We start from the raw sequence: 17,600 nt of genomic DNA, 5'->3' as shown, positions 1-17,600 counted from the left end.
GAATAGCACTTTTATATGCGTACCTTACTTCAGTTGTAATCATTTCTTGTTAATGGAATGCTCAAAAATTTCAATCTACTCTCGTACCGTCACATTTAATTTGTGTGATCTGGTTTCCCCTGAAGAATTACGAAGTACAGCTTCATACTCGTAGATTCCAGGTACCCTTCCAGAGATTGCGGTAACCGCAGACTGTGCACCAGGCGAATGAGATTGCAGTGATTGTGTGTCAATCAATACACCATTTTCGTAAAGTTCGTATTCGGTTGCGTTTGTTCCCCACCACAGATTCATGGTGATATTATAGTTGCCGTCACCGTCCCAGTTGTCGTTCGACAGAACAGCTTGCCCCGGGGAAGCATCCATGACGATGACTGTCAGCGGAACACTCATGGTTGAACCCAGTGCATTGATCAATTCTCCAGTATAGATATAGGTGCCATTTTTCTTTCCAGTAATATCAACTTGAACAGATTGGGCGGACGGGGATTGATCGACCAGAGAAATTTCCTTAATCAATTCACCATTCTCATACAGCTTGAACTGATTGCCGTTATTCCCCCACCACAGATTCATCGTGATTGTATAGTCTCCGTCCTTGAGCCCTGTGTCGTAACCATTATTATCAGATAACACCGGAGTGCCAGGGGCACCGTTTGCAAGTGGCGTTGTCTGATGGAGCCATTCTTCCCACTTAATCAGCACACTTGCTTGCTCATCCGGTAATACGGTTCCTCTAGCTGCTTGAACGTCATTACCGTAGGATGCAAGCAATTGACGCGCTTTTGCTCCTTCACGATCGTTTGCTGCCTGTTTGGCCTGCTTTAACGTGTTTGTAAGCTGATCAGCAAGAGCGCCGGCATTAGGATCGGTCGATTCATCAGCAAAGGCGTTGGTCAGATTGATCAGGCTGTCGAATGTGGCAATAACGCCAAAATTATATTCTACCGTCTGTTCCCAGCCTGCCAAATCGGAGACGGTTGCCGTAACCTGGTTCAGGCCGGGTTCCAGTGCATACGCCGGAGTGTCCAGGAGCACACCTTCCGGTTCTGCCACACCGGATACCGTATCGGAAGCTGTATAGCCAATTTCCACGTGCTGATCAATGGTGTATTCGGTTTGACCATGAATTTCAATGGTTGGAGGTACGAGATCAATGGATATGGACAAAGATTGTTCGCTCTCTTTGTTACCGTCAACATCGACGCTCCAGTAGGTGATGGTATGTGTACCTTCTTCAGTTAGGGTCAACTGTGTGCCACTCACCGTTTCGCCACCATTGATTTGATAATAAGTCCCTTCGATTTCGGAATCTTCATCGCTTGCTGTGAAGGTTACTTGTGCCGGAGAAGTATACCAGCCGTTCTGCAATTCTCCTTCCACAGTTGCCTTAGTATGCGGGGCTTCCTGCTCCGGAGTTTCTCCTTCCAACGTAACAAAATCAGATAAAGGTATATTCAATTCCTTCACAAGACGTGCCACGAGTTCAGACACCTTGATTGCGCCATTCATCTGCAAATGTGTATTGTCTTCCGCTGTACCTACCCACATGAATATCGATTTGGTTCCTTCTGTGCCAAGCGCCTGGAAATGCTCCCAACTAGCTTGGTTCAGATCGATGATAAGCGTTTCCGTTTCCTGCGCCGTTTCTTTCATCGCCTGTACGTATTCCGGGAAGCTCTTGTTCAGCACCTCGCCGGTAAAATCACGACGATTCACTGGCGTGACCAGAACCGGAATTGCCCCTCTCTGAAGAGCACCGTTAATGTATTCTTTTAGATATACCTTAAACTGCTCTGGTGTAAGATAACGCTCTGGGCGTGAAGGTGTGGAATCATTATGAGACCACTGCATGAACAGATAATCGCCTTCTTGAATGTCGAGTAAAATATCGTTGAGATATCCACCGACCAGGAAGGTTTTGCTGCTCAAACCTCCAACTGCCCGGTTATCAATACTGACTTCATTTGGATCAAAAAATCCACCCAATGTTTCTCCCCAGCCTGCTTGCGGACGATAGTTTTCCGCGTAATTAGCCACAGTGGAATCGCTGGCCAAATAAATAACAGGTTTATCACTTGCACTGTGATCTGGCAGGCGCTCCAGCTTCATCGCATTGATCTTCGGTGCATTTCCGGTAAAGTTGAAGTTAAACACCCCATCGATCAGGGCAATGTCATACGTGATTTCTTTGAATTCGCCCTTGGCAATGCTTGTCAGCGGCAGCTTTGTCATCTGCTCTACAACGACATTTGCGCTGGTTGATTCCTCCGCATCCCCGATGGTCATCGTTACCCGGTAATTCGCCGGCTCCATTTCCACCAGGAAAGAGGTACCATTTACTCGTGTGAAATCTTCCTTAAGCAAATCTCCGGTTTCCCGGTTCTCATCTTTGGTCAGTGCAGTATCAGCAAAGCCGTACCCGTTGCCTTCGATGTATGCTCTTTTGGCATCTACTTTGATGTATCCGTCGGCTGCGCCACCAGAACCAAAGTCAAATTTGTATTCGTTTATCTCTTCGCTCGCTTCACTTGTCAAAGAATCCTTCGCAACAGTTAACATGTTAAACGTATGGTCAACTTGAGCTTGGGTAGCTTCCGTATTGAAAATGGCTTCCGCAGCTACCAAAGCCCGGTTCACCACGGCCTTCGACGCATCTGTATAATCTGACAGATCTAGTGCTTTGATCTCATCATACAGAGCGATCAATGCAGTCTGATCGCCACCCTCTGAAGAGAGCTGAGTGCCTTCAATTCGCACGTTGTCGATCTGGGTAGTCCAGTTCAACGTGCCTCCACCACCTTTTCTCGTGCCCAGGAACCGCATGGATCTGACGTTGTCCGCATATGCGGCGGAACTCAGTGGGATATCTTGAATCGTTTGTGTAAGTGTCTGATTCGCTAGGTTCGTTAATGTCAGATCAAGTGTTTTCTCGGCAAAATTAACGGTAGCATCCACATTGACCCACTGGTTCTTGGAAATATCTGTAGCCGTTCCCCCTTCAGGTATGGCTGTATCACCCGCGCCGTAGTCCGGATTATATGCACCGACATAATAATGAATTTTGGTACTTCCGGTTTTGGTAAACAGCGTGAAAAGGGCATTTTCGTTCGAATCCTGGACCGTGAGATGACCTTCTGACGGATAGGCACTTACATTACCGGATTGCCAGTCAAAGTTCACATTCACCTGATCGCCGTTTACTGCATCAAACAGACGGAACACCTTGGCTCGATTGCCCGATCCGGACCCTGTGACGGACAGTATCTTATTTCCGGACTGTTCAACTACCGTTCCCGCCATGGTTCCTGCGATACCCGTAGCATTGACCATCGCATACTGGTAGTTGGCAGCGTCGCCTTCAAAATCCTCCTCATAGAGCTGGGTTTCTGGCTCTGGTTCTGGCTCGGTAATATCTGGGTCAATGACCAGCGATGAGATACTCAGCTCCATGTCTTTGACTGCACCAGCAACGAGTCCGGCAATTTTCTGTGCACCATAGCTGCTGAAATGGGTATTATCGTTGATTCCATTCGGGTATTTCGGATATTCACCCGGATTAGCGTATAGGAATACTTTTTCCGTAGCTGTATTACCAATTTTGTCGTAGTACGCAATACTTAACTTGCTCAGATCAATCAGCGGCACGTCAAGCTCTTCTGCCACTTCTTTGGCAGCCTGCACGTATGCTGGGAAGCTGACGTTGAACTCCTGAGTCACCGTGTTGAAATCTCTGCGTCCAACCGGAGTGAGCAATACAGGTGTAACGCCGCGCTGTTTGGCACCGTTTACATAACGAGTTAAGTAGATCTTATAATCCTCAGGGGATGCATACCGGTCCGGTATCCCTGCACTAGCGTCGTTATGACCAAAGGAAATGAAGAAGAAGTCCCCCGGCTTAATTCGTTGCAGGATTGTATCCAAACGACCGTCTACCATAAAGGATTTACTGCTTCGGCCACCGATCGCATCGTTCACGACGACTGCCCCATTGGAGAAATAACGTCCGAACTGCTGGCCCCATCCTTCTTGAGGAGCCTGCGCTTCACTATAAGATTGCATGGTTGAATCACCAGCCATATAGATCGTTGTTGCCGCACCAGCCGCTTTCTCTGGATATTTCTCGATGATGACGTCTTGGATGTCTATGGCTGTACCCGTGAATATAAGATCGAGCTGTCCATCCACCACAGCAATATCATAGGAATACTCCAGTGGTGCTCCTGCTGTCACATTGGTTACGGCGAGCTTCTGGACGAATTCGGATTTGACTCCAACGTTCGAGTCATTTGCATCATTGCCCAATCGCAGCGTCACCTTATAGTTTGTATTGGGCAGATCAACGGCAAATGTCGTGCCTGCCGCGACCGAAACCTGGTTTGCCCCTACCGTAACACCACTTGTATCCTTGAAGCCGTATCCCGGATCTTGTGCGTAGAGCGTATCCTGTATGTTTGTACTTCCTGACGCAGTCTCTGTACCGAAATTAAAGCGGTAGACCGGCTCCGGCATTTCAGCTTCGCGAGTCAGCGCCAGATCGGCTTTAGGGAATGCTGTAGCTTCCGCTCCAAGATAAAAGCCGGTATGAGGTGGCTGGTTGTAGGCTACATTTTGCCAGGCTACGCCAAGTCGATACACAGGGTCCTGCATCAGCGTAGGGATGCGATAGTCTGAAGGAATGGTCGTTGTGTAGAGACGATACTCCGAACTATCTTCGCTCCGCAGCAGAAGCTCCTCACGCCAGTCGCCCAGAATGTCCGCCTGAAGTGCCGGATTGCCTTTGGTATGGTTGTTCGTTAACGTACCGGTTGCCCGGAAGATTTCATTCAGCTTTTTGTTTTGGTAATCCCACTTATAGATGAGCGGAATTCCTTTGGCTGTGCTATTATCCCACTCATGGTCCAATAGCTCCCGCTGAAGATCTCCATCCCACCAGATGGCGAAATTGGCGGTTTTGGGCCCTTCGTCCACAGTGTAGATAGCCTCTCCGGCAGCTGAATAAGTATTGGTTACTGGGACACTTTGCCCGTTGGTAACGGTCGTGGCCCATGATTCGTAACCCGGATAGTTCGGATCAATGTCCGCCGACATCCCGCGACCGGTGTCAAAACCTGTTTTCTCACCCCAAAGGATTTCACCTGTTGCCGCATCGCGCATCTCCAGTCCGTATGCCGCATCCGAATGCTCATGCACACTTACGACCTGATAGCCCTCCCGGTTCGGATTGAGCTGGCCGGCATGCATAGCATCACCGTGTCCGAGTCCGGTGCTGTACAGCAAGCTGCCGTCATCGTCAATGGCCAAGGCGCCAAACATAATTTCGTCCTTGCCGTCCTTGTCGACATCCAGCACACTTAGATTATGGTTGCCCTGTGATTGATATTGTGATCCTGCTTCGTTTGTGTCGAACGTCCAGCGCTTAACGAGTTCCCCGCCAACATAATCATAAGCAACAAGCACTGTGCGGGTATAATAACCCCGGCTCATCACGACACTTGGCTTCGTGCCGTCCAGATAAGCGATGGCGCCAAGAAAACGGTCTACACGATTGCCATAGCCGTCACCCCAATCACTGACGTTTCCTCTTGGCGGATCATAATTCACGGTGGATACAGCCGCGCCAGTCTCACCGTTAAACAGTGTGAGATATTCCGGTCCTGACAGTATGTATCCGCCGTCGTTGCGATAATCTTTCGTGCCGTCACCAATGACCGTGCCTTGGCCATCCTTTGTCCCGTCCGCCGTCTTGACAACAACCTCGGCCTTTCCGTTGCCATCGAGGTCATACACCATTAACTGCGTATAATGCGCTCCGGCGCGGATGTTGACTCCCAGGTCAATCCTCCACAGCTTTGTGCCATCCAGTTTGATGGCGTCGATATAGACATTTCCCGTATAACCGGCCTGCGAATTGTCCTTGGAGTTGCTCGGACTCCACAGTAAGACGATTTCATATTCGCCATCCCCGTCCAAATCAGCTACGGAAGCGTCACCTGCATAATAGGAGTAGGTTCCACCGTCCTTAGTCCGTCCGTCGGCTGGTTTATCGAGCGGAATAGGCAAATAATCGTTATGCCAGACTGATACAACCTCCGGTTGCATTTGCTCTTTGCCTGCAATAACGGTGGAGATCTGATATTGCGAGCTGTCGAAACCAGTCGTGTCCACATAGTTCGTCACATCGCTTATGGGTGATGCGTTCACTTTTGTTCCATTTTTATATATATTGAAAGCGATATCATCTGGGTCGTTGTTTAAATACCTCCAGCTTAAAAAAACGCCGTTGTCTACAAGAACCGCAACCAAACCCCGGTTCAGGTATTCTGCTTGGCGACCCGGCAGGCCGTTTGATGATGACTCTGCACGCATCGGTGCCGGAGGAACAGCCAGTGAAATAACCATAAGGAGTGCTAAAAAAGATACAAACATCGATTTCTGGATGGAAACAGTTCTTCGGATCATTCGATTAACTCCTCCTTATCTAAGAATTCATTTTTAGAATCATCAGTTCGATCCTGCCCTGTTTGTTGTCAAATGAACACAATTTACAGCCACCTCCTCTTTATGTTACCGCTTACATTTATCTTACAGGTCTAAAAAAAGACAGACAATCTAAAAAATGTGACGTATTATATAAAATAATTGACTTTTTTAGGAAGGAGATGAAACGATGGTTCATACGGTTTCTTATGCTTTTCGTAATGACGATACATCAATCATGACACTTGACTCTATTGGATGGCAGATCGTTTCAAGCGAGGAATATCGTTGTCCAAGTGATGATAGACCGGACCCGGGGCACGTCGTTTTTCAATACACACTTAATGGTCAGGGTTATCTGGATATTGAAAATCAAACGATTCCTTTACCAAAGGGGCATGCCCTACTTGTTAAAATCTCCGGAGAACATTGCTATTACTATAAACAAGAGAACAACGAACCGTGGGAATTTATATGGATCAATATTCGCGGGGATGAAGCCAACCGAATTTGGGATATGATCCATGATAATGAGGGACATGTCATTCGACGAAACGCGGACTCTCCCTTGATTCAAGAGTTATGGCAAATTATCCATTTGATTCATCAAGAGAAAGTTACGGAAAAGTATCGCTTGTCCATGCAAGTCTATCGGTGGTTGCTTATCTTGGTACAGACGAGTCGGGATGCGGAGAAGGATATCGGTGCCCTATCCATAACAACGATTGAGAAATGTAAAAAGTTCATTCGAGAGAATTATGCCTCCCCTTTGACACTGGATCTGCTGGCCAGTCATTGTGATATCAATAAACACTACTTGTGCAGGTTATTTCAGAAATCCGAAAAAACATCACCGCTAGCCTATCTCAAAGACAGACGCATTGAGGTTGCAATCCGGCTACTCCGCACAACGGAACTTCCGATTTCTCAAATTGGCCAACATTGCGGCTTTGAGAGTCCCAGCTACTTCGGCAAAGTTTTTCGTCAATATATGTCCATGTCGCCCAAAGAATATCGTTTGAATAAGTTAGAGTTTCCTTATGAGGCCATCTATTATGAGTAGCTAAACTCGCTGTTTGCTAGATGTCCTTGGCTCGGGAACTGCTCTTGTACTAATAAAAACAAAAAAAGCCGCTAGAATAGCGACTTTTAATGGAACTATATTCTTTCTTGTGTACTTCGACACTGCTGCACTTATTGAGCGGTGTATCCTCCGTCTACGATCAGGCTATTTCCTGTCATATATGAAGAATCGTCGCTAGCTAGGAACAGAACGGCTTTCGCCATCTCTTCTGCTTGACCCAGACGTTTCATTGGTGTTGCCGCAGAAAGTGCTTGCTTGCTCTCTTCCGGGATAATCGGTGTATCGATGAAGCCTGGGCAAAGGGAGTTCACCCGAATATTCTGCTCAGCATACTCCAGCGCGAGGGAACGAGTCAGATTCACAACGCCGCCTTTAGCTGCATTGTAGGCTGCTGAACCAGGCGAACCAACCCACCCGTACATGGAAGCCGTGTTGACGATTGTACCTCCGCCAATTTTGAGCATTTCGCGAATCGATTCTCGAGCGACCAAGAAAACGCCGTCCAGATCAACATTGACTGTATTGCGCCATTCGGCATAATCAAGCTCATGCGTCGGATGAACACGTCCGATTCCCGCATTGTTGAATACGATATCCACTTGACCAAATGTTTCTACGGTTTGTTTGAAAATCTCAGAAACCTCTTCTTCACTTGTTATGTTTGCTTTAATAAAGAGAGCCTCTGCTTTAAGCGCTTTCAGTTCCTGCTCAAACGCCTTGCCTTTTTCCTCATTCAGATCCACCAAGACCACTTTTGCTCCCTCGGAAACGAATAAGCGAGCTGTCGCTGCACCAATCCCGGATGCTCCTCCTGTGATGACTGCAACTTTATCTTGAAGTTTGCCCATGAATAAATCCCCCAGTATAATATTTTGAATAGCGCCTATATAAATAGTGCTATATGATGTTTACAAAACTAATTCTATGCTTAAAATTGTAACAATCCAATCATTAAGATGTGACCAAGTGTCTACCTCGTAGACACTTTATAAAACTATGTCTATATTTATAGGAGTTTTTTTGAATGAATAATGAACTTATTGTGACATCTCAACATCGTAATCGAACCAAGGAGCACCTGAAAACCGCTCTGATTCAGCTCATTAAGAAAAAAGGATTCCATGGTGTTTCTGTCAAAGACATCGTTGATCAGGCCGGTTATAATCGCAGTACGTTTTACTTACACTACCAGGATAAGTATATTCTCGCCGAAGAGTTGTTGAGTATGACACTCGAAGGATTGAGGGGCGCAGTAGGTAAACCCTATTGGCACGGTCAAAAGGTTTCAACAAACAAGCTGGATGCCGAATCTTTTCAAATCGTGGATTATATCTACGAACACCGTGACTTCTTCGAACTGATTCAATACGATGATACGTTACCTGGTTTACATACAGGCTTTCCACAAACCATACTCAAAATCTATCAGGAGCAATTTGTCTTTGAGACGATCAACAACTCGCCAGTTAACATGGACTATTTCAAATACTATACCGCCTACGGTTTTTTTGGACTGTTGAACAATTGGATATTAAGCGGATATCGTGAGTCACGCGAGGCATTTATCAAAAACGTGATTGAACTCACCAGAACGCATATTCACTCTTTTCATTATGTCGGTAACACGTTTGAATCATGATCTCGAGTAAGTTGATTTGAAAATCATGATGAACGATATGTCTGCTTTAGATAACAGGCCAGTTGCAGATGGAGCAGATGCTCCTGATTACTCAGGGACATGCCCAGAATCTCTTCGATTTTATGAATACGCTGATACAAAGTATTGATATGAATATGAAGTGCTGCCGCAGCTTGGACCGCAGAACTTCCGCACGCCATATACGTCATGAGAGTTTCCTCTAGTCCGCTGGTCTGCCCTTTGGCAGGCCGAAGCGGCTCAAATATCTCTGCCATAAATGCATTTAAATCCTCAGCCGGTTGCCGGATAAACAACCGGTTAACACCAATATCCGTATATCGGATCGTCCCCTGTTCTCCTCTTGTCTTCTGGTATGCAAGCGCCTTGTCCGCTTCCTGGTATCCCGTATTAATGGCATCGACCCCAGACCGCACTGAACTTAATCCTCCCAACAATTTCACATGATTACGATGTTCCCACTCCGGCAGTAATGCGCTGAACTGTTGTTCCAGTTTGCCTGGCTTGTGCGACTCGTTTAGCATAAGCAGTATTGTAATTCGTCTTTCATTGCCAAACGCAATGGGCAGCGCTCCTGCTGGCATTTTGTCTCTTAGATAAGCTACCAATTGAACAGACAACGCGCTAAGCGTAGAAGGGTTGACCCACTCCGCAAACTCCAGCAGTCCCACCACGATGGAGGTTGAAGGAACGATTCCGATCTCCCCGGACTTCTGCCAATAATCCTCAGAATCCTGACTGAGCCTCAAATCGTTGAAAAATTGCTGTGTTTTTTTAAAATAAAATTCGGCCAGGGACTGTTTGCGCATCAATTCCAGGGCCAAAATGGAGCTTCCCTGCTCCAGCGCAATCAACTGCAATGGTTCAAGCTTTGTGTTCATCTGGATAATGAGATAACCAAGGCACTGATTGGCTGAAGCGATTGGATACAGATATTGATACGATCGGTCGGCTTCTCCCTCGATACACGTCAGATAATCTGGATGATGCAAGGATTCGTATAAGCTGCGAAGACTTTCTGTATTCCAGCCATTCATGATTTTGCTGCGTTTCGGAATCCATTCGTTGTCGATAAAATCCACAAAGGTCATCGGTACGCCAATAACACGTGTCAGTTCGTTAACAATAGATACCACGCCCTTATTTTGCAGCGAAAGCCGCATAAGCGAGGAGTGAATCTCATCCCGTTTCATGAGTGTCTCGTTCTGTTTGCTCAGATTCTCGTAAAGTTTGGCATTTGTGATCGCAATCGAAACCTGATCTGCAAAGCTTTGCAGCAGTCGCACATCCGACTCCGTGAATAGCGGGACCCTTCCTTTTTGATAAACGATTAACACACAATCCGATTGACCTTCTACCTTGATAGGCACCGAAATAATTGAACCTATATTTTGAAAATTGTACGCTGAATTCAGATGATATTTGTTGTCCGATGTCATATTGCCAAAGTCGTCTTCTACTGTAGATAAACCGTTGTAGAGCTTTGGTGTACCTCGCTTAAAGGTGTTCCCAATGATCCCTTCACCTGGTTTCAGTTTCATCCTCAGCATGCCTTCACCCATCTCCCCTGCTCTTGCCTTGACCGTTAACGCGTCGATCGCAGGGTCATACCTCCACAACACACCTATGCACTCATAAGGGATAACCGATAGTGCACTTACCAAAATCCGTCCAAGCAACTCGTTCAGATCCAGAAGTTGAGTCACAGCCCTAATGCTGTTCATGATTTCATTCAAGGCTCGTTCATTCTTGCTTGCCACAGCTTCCGTATAGTATGGGTAAAGCAAAGACGATAGTGTAACTAAATCTTCCGCAGAAAACTCCCAATTCTTAAATACCCGGATAGCCACACATATATTGTTATTGTATGGAAGAAAAACTAACATCTTTTCTTCTGATTCCCGTTCTACTTTGGGATGTTGCAGTGGAAGCTGTTCCGCAAAACAAGGCGGTGTACTTTCTCTTCTGCCTATCGCTTCGATCAGTACCCAATCCGCCCAGTTACTGCTGATCCACACCTCATAATCACAGTTCCCCAAGCGTTCTTGCAGGATTTTATGTAAGATTCCATTCAACGCAGCCGCCTCCTGTCAATGTAGGTTTTCACATCATGATTCAGATAATTATACAGAGATATACATTGTCTTGGAACCCCTTCATCATGTAACTTTAAAGCAACACAGAAATTTAGTTAACATTCGATGAGAAAGAAGGTAACGCGATGTCTAAAATCATGCACAGTAAACACTTCAAGTACATTGTTCTCACTCTCTTGTTTCTCGGCTGGTGTCTTGGCAACCTGGATCGTTTCGTCATCAACTATGCCATTGTAGGCATTACTCAGGATCTGGGCCTAGGTGCTTCCGCACAAGGAATTATCCTCAGCAGCTTTTTTCTCGGATATGCCATTATGCAAATTCCAGGCGGAGCACTCGCCGACCGTTTCGGTTATCGGAAAGTTATTCTCGTTTCCTTATTCTCCTGGTCTGTGTTCACTATTCTGACGGGTTCAGCCTGGTCGCTGTTTTCTCTCATCTTTGTTCGTTTCCTGTTTGGGATCGGAGAAGGCAGCTTCTTCCCTTCCGGTTCCAAAGCGATTGCCACAAACTTTCCCATTAATCAGCGCAGTGGAGCCATGTCCATTATGCTGTCATCCGCAGCCATTATGGGGGTAATTACTCCGATTCTTACCGGACACGCCCTTGTGACCATTGGCTGGCGCAACCTGTTCTATATCATTGGTGCGGTAGGGATCCTCATCACAGCCTTGATGTTCTTTTTATTAAAAGAACCCGCCAAGCCTGCACTTGCGACCTCCGGCTCGGGCCAACAACCCAAAACATCACTGAAAACCGTCCTGAAGACGCCCATGATCTGGAATTTGTTCATCAGCTACTTCAGCATTTATGCAGTGAACTGGGGGCTTCAATCCTGGATGCCGACGTACATGGTCAATGTCCGGGGATTGGATATGACTCAAATGGGATTGCTCGCCGCCATTCCGGCTTTGGTCAGCATTTTCACCATGATTCTCAGCGGATATGTGCTTGACCGTATCCCGGCAGGCAAAGATCGAATTATCGCTTCTGTGTTCGGTGTACTTGTGGCCTTGTTCCTGTATCTGATGGGCTCCGCGGGCAGCATCACCACATTCATTACGTACATGACAATCGTTACGGCAATGGCCGGATTTATCTCAACACTGATCATTTCGAAGTCCCTTAAAACGATGCCCGAATCTGTCGTCGCAACAGCCAATGGATTCATTAACACAGGAGCTCAGCTTGCAGGTTTTCTGACTCCGATGCTGATCGGATTCCTGGTTGAAGCTTCCGGGGGATCTTATGCCACCGCCTTTATGATGCTGATTGCTTTCGCTCTGATCTGCTCCATTACCTTGATGTTCTCTCGTCGTTCGAATTCGGATCAGGATAACACAACTGAGATGCAAGCAAAAGCTGTATAAACACAAGAGTTTGCCGCCACATGTTACTTCGACATTTAGTTCATGTTCTATACGACAATACAACCATTTTAACGAATAAGAGGTGCTATGAATTATGACTACAACTGTAGATTTGACTCAATTTATCTCGGAAGCCATTGAAGGAAAACGCGATATGTTCACCAATGCCAGTGACCGAGTCTGGGGCTTTGCAGAGACACGTTTCGATGAATTTCAATCAGCAGAGCTGCTTATGGGGATGCTGGAATCCGAAGGCTTCACGATTGAGAAAGGTGTGGCAGGATTGGAAACCGGGTTTATCGCTTCCTATGGTTCGGGGTTGCCCGTTATTGCTCTATTGGGCGAATACGATGCCCTGGCTGATCTCAGCCAGGAAGCCGGAATCAGCACATATCAACCTGTTCAGCCGCGTGGAAACGGTCATGGATGCGGGCATAATCTGCTCGGCATTGGTGCATTGGCTGCTGCAGTTGCGGTCAAAGACTATCTTCAGGAACATCCGGAAAACCCAGGAACGGTGCGCTTTTACGGATGTCCTGCCGAGGAAAGTGGATATGGTAAAACCTATCTGGCTCGCGAAGGTTATTTTAAAGATGTAGATGCCGCTCTCTCCTGGCATCCTCATTCCTTGAATGCCGTTATGCATGGAAGCTCCAATGCTGTCATTCACGGCACATTTACCTTTAAAGGCATTAGTGCTCATGCTGCTGCCGCTCCTCACCTGGGACGTAGTGCTCTCGATGCGGTTGAGCTGATGAATATCGGTTCGAACTATATGCGTGAACATATGATTGATCAGGCCAGAATTCATTATGCGATCACGAACTCAGGCGGCTTGGCTCCCAATGTAGTGCAAGCGGAAGCCGAGGTCACTTATCTCGTTCGAGCTCCCAAGAGCGCACAGGTACGTAGTCTGTTTGAACGTCTGGTGAAAGTGGCCGAAGGGGCTGCCCTGATGACCGAAACAACGATGAACTTCAAATATGAAGGCGCCTGCGCCAACCTGATTCCGAACAGTACGCTTGAAAAAATAATGCATCAACATCTCGTTGCCTTCGGCGCACCTGAGTATGAAGAGGATGAATACAATTATGCCAAAGCGATCTATGAGACGCTGCCCCTACAGAACCAACAGGAAGCTGGCGCGTTAGTTGGCCCTGAGCTTGCGCCGCTTTTGGCTGAACGCCCCCTACCAAATTTTATTGCTCCGTATTCGGATGAGCGGGAAACGTTCATGGGTGGTTCAACCGATGTAGCAGATGTTAGCTGGAATGTGCCGACAGCACAATGTATCACGACCACGATGGCCTTTGGCACGCCGCTTCACGCATGGCAAACCGTTGCTCAGGGCAAGAGCAGCTTTGCTCACAAAGGCATGTTGCTCGCAGCTAAAGCGATGGCGGCTACGGCCATTGAATCCATTTTACATCCAGAGATCGTCAAGGAAGCGCAGCAGGAATTACTGGACAGACTCGGTGGGGAATCCTACGACTGTCTCGTTCCGGCAGATGTGCAACCTCCGAAACGGGGAGAATAAGACCGTGAGGTTCAAAGACGTATTTTCTATTATTGGTCCAGCCATGGTTGGACCTTCAAGCTCCCATACCGCTGGAGCAGCACGGATTGGACGTACAGCTAGACATCTGTTCGGGGAGTGTCCCTCACATGCTGAGATCCTCATGTTTGGTTCTTTTGCCGCAACGTACAAAGGACATGGAACCGACACCGCCATCGTGGGTGGTCTGCTGGACATGGACACGGATGACCCCGGACTGCCTGATGCATTTGCCCATGCAGACACTGCTGGTATGGAAACCATCATCCGTCCGGGGACGGGGCTGTACCCTCATCCGAACACGGCCGAGATTGCATTAACCAACGCTGCGGGAAATCGTACATTGAATATGGTAGGCACATCGATCGGCGGAGGAAATATCGAAATCGTCCGGATCAACGGCTATAACCTGAAATTGACGTCGCTCTATCCTACACTCATCATCCGTCACAGCGATGAACCGGGCGTCATTGCCATCGTCACTCGGTTGCTCGTGGATAATCACATTAATATTGGACACATGTCCGTGGATCGAAAGAATCGGCGCGGTGAAGCTATGATGGTACTAGAATGTGATGGCAAGATGGATCCTGTCGTGGTCCACCAGATTGAGGTGCTCCCGGAAGTCCATGATGTCACTCTACTCTGTCTATAGCTTAAATATCTGACTTCAGCTTTCTTAAAAAAGGAGTTTCGCCAATGAATTTTCAAACGTTAAAACAACTTGCTGAACTGGCGGAGACCCGTAATCTCACCCTCGGCCAGCTCATGCTGGAAGAGCAATGTCATGAATCGGGCGAAGACAAGGATGCTGTCTTCAACCAAATGCAAGAATACTATGAAATTATGAAAAGTGTGGTGCATCAAGGTCTGCATACCGATACTACTTCCAAAAGCGGCTTGACTGGCGGAGATGCCCGCAAAATGATGGGTTACCGCGCAGATGGACAATCCTTACTTGGCGACCATGCCAGTCTGTCGATGAGTTACGCCCTTGCAGTTTCTGAGGTCAACGCCTCGATGGGTCGAATTATTGCTACACCGACGGCGGGTTCCTGCGGCATCATTCCCGGTGTATTTATTAGCAGCCAGGAACGGTTTGGGTGGTCCGATGAACAAATGGTTTACGGCCTGTTCGCGTCTGGAGCCATTGGTTACGTCATCGCCAATAATTCGTTCATCTCTGGTGCGGAAGGAGGTTGTCAAGCCGAAGTGGGTTCTGCCATCGGGATGGCAGCCGGGGCGTTGGTGGATATCCGGGGCGGGTCCCCTTCTCAGGCGATTCATGCCGTTGGACTTGCTCTGAAAAACACCCTGGGCCTGATCTGTGATCCGGTAGCCGGATTGGTCGAGATACCATGCATCGTACGCAATGGCTTTGGTGCAATTACTGCTCTGGGAGCCGCCGATATGGCTCTTGCTGGCGTACGCAGCATCATCCCTTCGGATGAGGTAGTGCAGGTCATGTTGGAGGTTGGATCAGCCATGCCTGAATCTCTTCGCGAAACAGCCGGCGGCGGCCTCGCCCAGACACCAACGGGACGTAAAATTACAAGGGATTTACAGCATAAATAAAAACAGGCATGTCATTTATACGAGAGGAATAAAAACCTCAAGGTAAATGCATGCCTAATAATAAAAGAGACCATGACACCAGCTGGACAATGTTTTCTAGAGGCAAAATAATTAATGTTCTAGGGTTGCATAAAATTTTTCAGTGCCTGTTTTATTAATTAAAGCAACTTCAAAATCAGATACCCATGTAAGTTCACCTAGATGTTTAGCATAGGCAAATTCATCTGGTTGTTCTGATATGACCTTCTCTAAAAGTACTTGCGTACCATCTCGTTGTAAAATAGATAGGAATATGTCCATGCTATCTACATTATGGTGGCAAATGACTCTAGCATTGTGCTTCTTGTTAGGGCTCTTCAAGTCTTTTTTCCAAGTCCATTCATTTGCATAATCTAACGCCTCTATTTGCAAAGCTATCTCCCTAAATGGATCAACCTCCCAATTATTACGTAGAGCAAGTTTCTCTATACCTTCCATTAGCAGTCGAAGCGTAGTCTTTTTTTTCTCCAACTCATTTTTTTCATTAAAGTCATTCAAACTAAATTGGATTGGTACCGAACACACACCAGAAACGTTAACAATCCGTTCATCCGTAATGTTTTCTACACATTCTATTAGGACTTTCCGACAATCTTTCGTATTGTATTTCCCAAATAGACGTTCATACATCGCTGTAATACAGCGAGTTTCCAAACTAAAAGAGCGTCTTTTCCATTTCCAATTCAACGCATAATCTAATTTTATTGCTTCGTTCCGCTCGCATTTTTGCTTTTTCATTATGGATTCAATATTTTCATCATCTACAACATACGGTAAATCCAAATTAAATTCTTTTAGATACATATGGTTCTCTCCTTAGATTACTCCCGATGGTTATTGCATTATTAACTTATATCCAAACTTGAAGCCCAATCTTTAAAGCAATGAAGCATCTCTTCTAAATTTCTTGCTCCCCCTGCACTGTGAAACACTCCATCTCTCACGATACAGTAGAACCAATCTTGTTCATTTCTCTCTTCTTCAATTGAATCAAATGGCAGATCTTCTAAATATGTATCCGTCAAATCGATTTCGACAGACCAACCAGGATTATCTACAGTATCAATTCGCACACCGTATGAATGTTCCCAATCACCGTCACAGTTTTCATAATACCAGCTTTGAATCCATTTTAGGGTATCCATCATTGTGACCTCTTTTTAGTTTTTTCTACTCTAGGAACTAATAATTTAAAGGAATCCTCATGCCATATGTCATACTTTTTTCGTATCAATTACTTTTTAGTAATAATTTACTTTTTTTTACGTAGGGTATACTTAAAAGCAAGGGGATAACTTTATTTCAAATCAAGGAGGTTATTATGAAAAAAATAATATTATTTATCTTCATTAGTATGATTATACTTGCGGGCTGTTCTAACAAGGATGAGAAAGAGAATTATCCAGTTTTCGAGGGCACTGTAGTATTTAAAACAGATGAAAATGACAAGTACAAATTTCTTGTACTACAAAATATAAGTAAGGAAGACCTGGAGAATGGAAATCTTGAGGATTTTATAGAACTAGCACAAGACCAGGAAGCTTCGTATTATTTGGTCGATAGAGAAACATATGAAACATTTGAAGTAGGGCAAAGAGTAAGAATCACTGCTGGCTTTGACCAACTAGAACCCTCGCCACCCATTAGAACGGTTGTGAGTATTGAACAAATAGGCTAAGAATCCTTCGATTGTTCAAAACGATAAAAAGACCTTAACGTTTCCACGAACGTATGGTCTTTTTAC

Annotated in this window: 12 protein-coding genes; 7 read left to right on the top strand and 5 right to left on the bottom strand. The window is 46.2% G+C overall.

Annotated elements, in window-relative coordinates:
- Window positions 1-75: 75 nt before the first annotated feature.
- Window positions 76-6,462, bottom strand: a complete 6,387-nt coding sequence (locus tag NZ043_RS25255; RefSeq protein WP_339309547.1) for a GDSL-type esterase/lipase family protein — start codon at window positions 6,460-6,462, stop codon at window positions 76-78.
- Window positions 6,463-6,670: 208 nt separating this feature from the next.
- Here NZ043_RS25255 and NZ043_RS25250 point away from each other — a divergent pair, with 208 nt between their 5' ends.
- The gene (locus NZ043_RS25250) at window positions 6,671-7,543 is read left to right on the top strand and encodes an AraC family transcriptional regulator (protein ID WP_339309546.1); all 873 of its coding nucleotides are present in this window, start codon (window positions 6,671-6,673) and stop codon (window positions 7,541-7,543) included.
- Between the two features lie 131 nt (window positions 7,544-7,674).
- Here NZ043_RS25250 and NZ043_RS25245 read toward each other — a convergent pair whose 3' ends face one another.
- The gene (locus NZ043_RS25245; protein WP_339309545.1) at window positions 7,675-8,412 is read right to left on the bottom strand and encodes an SDR family NAD(P)-dependent oxidoreductase; all 738 of its coding nucleotides are present in this window, start codon (window positions 8,410-8,412) and stop codon (window positions 7,675-7,677) included.
- A 176-nt stretch (window positions 8,413-8,588) separates the two neighbouring features.
- Between NZ043_RS25245 and NZ043_RS25240 the strand changes: the two genes are divergently transcribed.
- Window positions 8,589-9,203 carry a TetR/AcrR family transcriptional regulator gene (locus tag NZ043_RS25240; protein WP_249910558.1) on the top strand — a complete coding sequence of 205 codons (615 nt, stop codon included), beginning with the start codon at window positions 8,589-8,591 and terminating at the stop codon, window positions 9,201-9,203.
- Between the two features lie 23 nt (window positions 9,204-9,226).
- On the opposite strand, the gene NZ043_RS25235 is transcribed toward NZ043_RS25240, so the two are convergent.
- Window positions 9,227-11,296, bottom strand: coding sequence for a helix-turn-helix domain-containing protein (locus tag NZ043_RS25235; RefSeq protein WP_339309544.1), 2,070 nt, complete (start codon window positions 11,294-11,296; stop codon window positions 9,227-9,229).
- Between the two features lie 146 nt (window positions 11,297-11,442).
- Between NZ043_RS25235 and NZ043_RS25230 the strand changes: the two genes are divergently transcribed.
- The 4 genes from NZ043_RS25230 to sdaAA all read left to right on the top strand — a co-directional run bounded on the left by NZ043_RS25230 (window position 11,443) and on the right by sdaAA (window position 15,817).
- Window positions 11,443-12,687 (top strand): MFS transporter, encoded by a 1,245-nt coding sequence (locus NZ043_RS25230; protein ID WP_240768021.1) that lies wholly within the window; start codon window positions 11,443-11,445, stop codon window positions 12,685-12,687.
- 94 nt (window positions 12,688-12,781) lie between these two features.
- Window positions 12,782-14,224, top strand: a complete 1,443-nt coding sequence (locus tag NZ043_RS25225; protein ID WP_133384914.1) for a M20 family metallopeptidase — start codon at window positions 12,782-12,784, stop codon at window positions 14,222-14,224.
- Window positions 14,225-14,228: 4 nt separating this feature from the next.
- Entirely contained in the window at window positions 14,229-14,897 is a 669-nt protein-coding gene (gene sdaAB, locus NZ043_RS25220; RefSeq protein WP_091030065.1) for an L-serine ammonia-lyase, iron-sulfur-dependent subunit beta, read from the top strand.
- Window positions 14,898-14,941: 44 nt separating this feature from the next.
- Complete coding sequence (sdaAA, locus tag NZ043_RS25215) at window positions 14,942-15,817, top strand: L-serine ammonia-lyase, iron-sulfur-dependent, subunit alpha (RefSeq protein WP_339309543.1); 876 nt, start codon at window positions 14,942-14,944, stop codon at window positions 15,815-15,817.
- A 111-nt stretch (window positions 15,818-15,928) separates the two neighbouring features.
- On the opposite strand, the gene NZ043_RS25210 is transcribed toward sdaAA, so the two are convergent.
- On the bottom strand, window positions 15,929-16,660 hold the full coding sequence (locus tag NZ043_RS25210) for a hypothetical protein (RefSeq protein ID WP_339309542.1): 732 nt from the start codon (window positions 16,658-16,660) through the stop codon (window positions 15,929-15,931).
- Window positions 16,661-16,701: 41 nt separating this feature from the next.
- Window positions 16,702-17,004: an immunity 53 family protein gene (locus NZ043_RS25205; protein WP_339309541.1), complete on the bottom strand. Its 303-nt coding sequence runs from the start codon at window positions 17,002-17,004 to the stop codon at window positions 16,702-16,704.
- A 173-nt stretch (window positions 17,005-17,177) separates the two neighbouring features.
- Here NZ043_RS25205 and NZ043_RS25200 point away from each other — a divergent pair, with 173 nt between their 5' ends.
- Window positions 17,178-17,534, top strand: coding sequence for a DUF3221 domain-containing protein (locus tag NZ043_RS25200; protein ID WP_091030073.1), 357 nt, complete (start codon window positions 17,178-17,180; stop codon window positions 17,532-17,534).
- Window positions 17,535-17,600: the final 66 nt, after the last annotated feature.

The sequence above is a fragment of the Paenibacillus sp. FSL k6-2145 genome, assembly GCF_037976585.1.
Lineage (GTDB): Bacteria > Bacillota > Bacilli > Paenibacillales > Paenibacillaceae > Paenibacillus.
This window is presented reverse-complemented; position numbering and strand designations above follow the sequence as displayed.

Bases quoted from the DNA above. Each gene is read 5' to 3' on its own strand.
- NZ043_RS25210 (WP_339309542.1), bottom strand. From the start codon at position 16,660: ATGTATCTAAAAGAATTTAATTTGGATTTACCGTATGTTGTAGATGAT.
- NZ043_RS25205 (WP_339309541.1), bottom strand. From the start codon at position 17,004: ATGATGGATACCCTAAAATGGATTCAAAGCTGGTATTATGAAAACTGT.
- NZ043_RS25240 (WP_249910558.1), top strand. From the start codon at position 8,589: ATGAATAATGAACTTATTGTGACATCTCAACATCGTAATCGAACCAAG.
- NZ043_RS25225 (WP_133384914.1), top strand. From the start codon at position 12,782: ATGACTACAACTGTAGATTTGACTCAATTTATCTCGGAAGCCATTGAA.
- NZ043_RS25230 (WP_240768021.1), top strand. From the start codon at position 11,443: ATGTCTAAAATCATGCACAGTAAACACTTCAAGTACATTGTTCTCACT.
- NZ043_RS25255 (WP_339309547.1), bottom strand. From the start codon at position 6,462: ATGATCCGAAGAACTGTTTCCATCCAGAAATCGATGTTTGTATCTTTT.
- sdaAA (WP_339309543.1), top strand. From the start codon at position 14,942: ATGAATTTTCAAACGTTAAAACAACTTGCTGAACTGGCGGAGACCCGT.
- NZ043_RS25200 (WP_091030073.1), top strand. From the start codon at position 17,178: ATGAAAAAAATAATATTATTTATCTTCATTAGTATGATTATACTTGCG.
- NZ043_RS25245 (WP_339309545.1), bottom strand. From the start codon at position 8,412: ATGGGCAAACTTCAAGATAAAGTTGCAGTCATCACAGGAGGAGCATCC.
- NZ043_RS25250 (WP_339309546.1), top strand. From the start codon at position 6,671: ATGGTTCATACGGTTTCTTATGCTTTTCGTAATGACGATACATCAATC.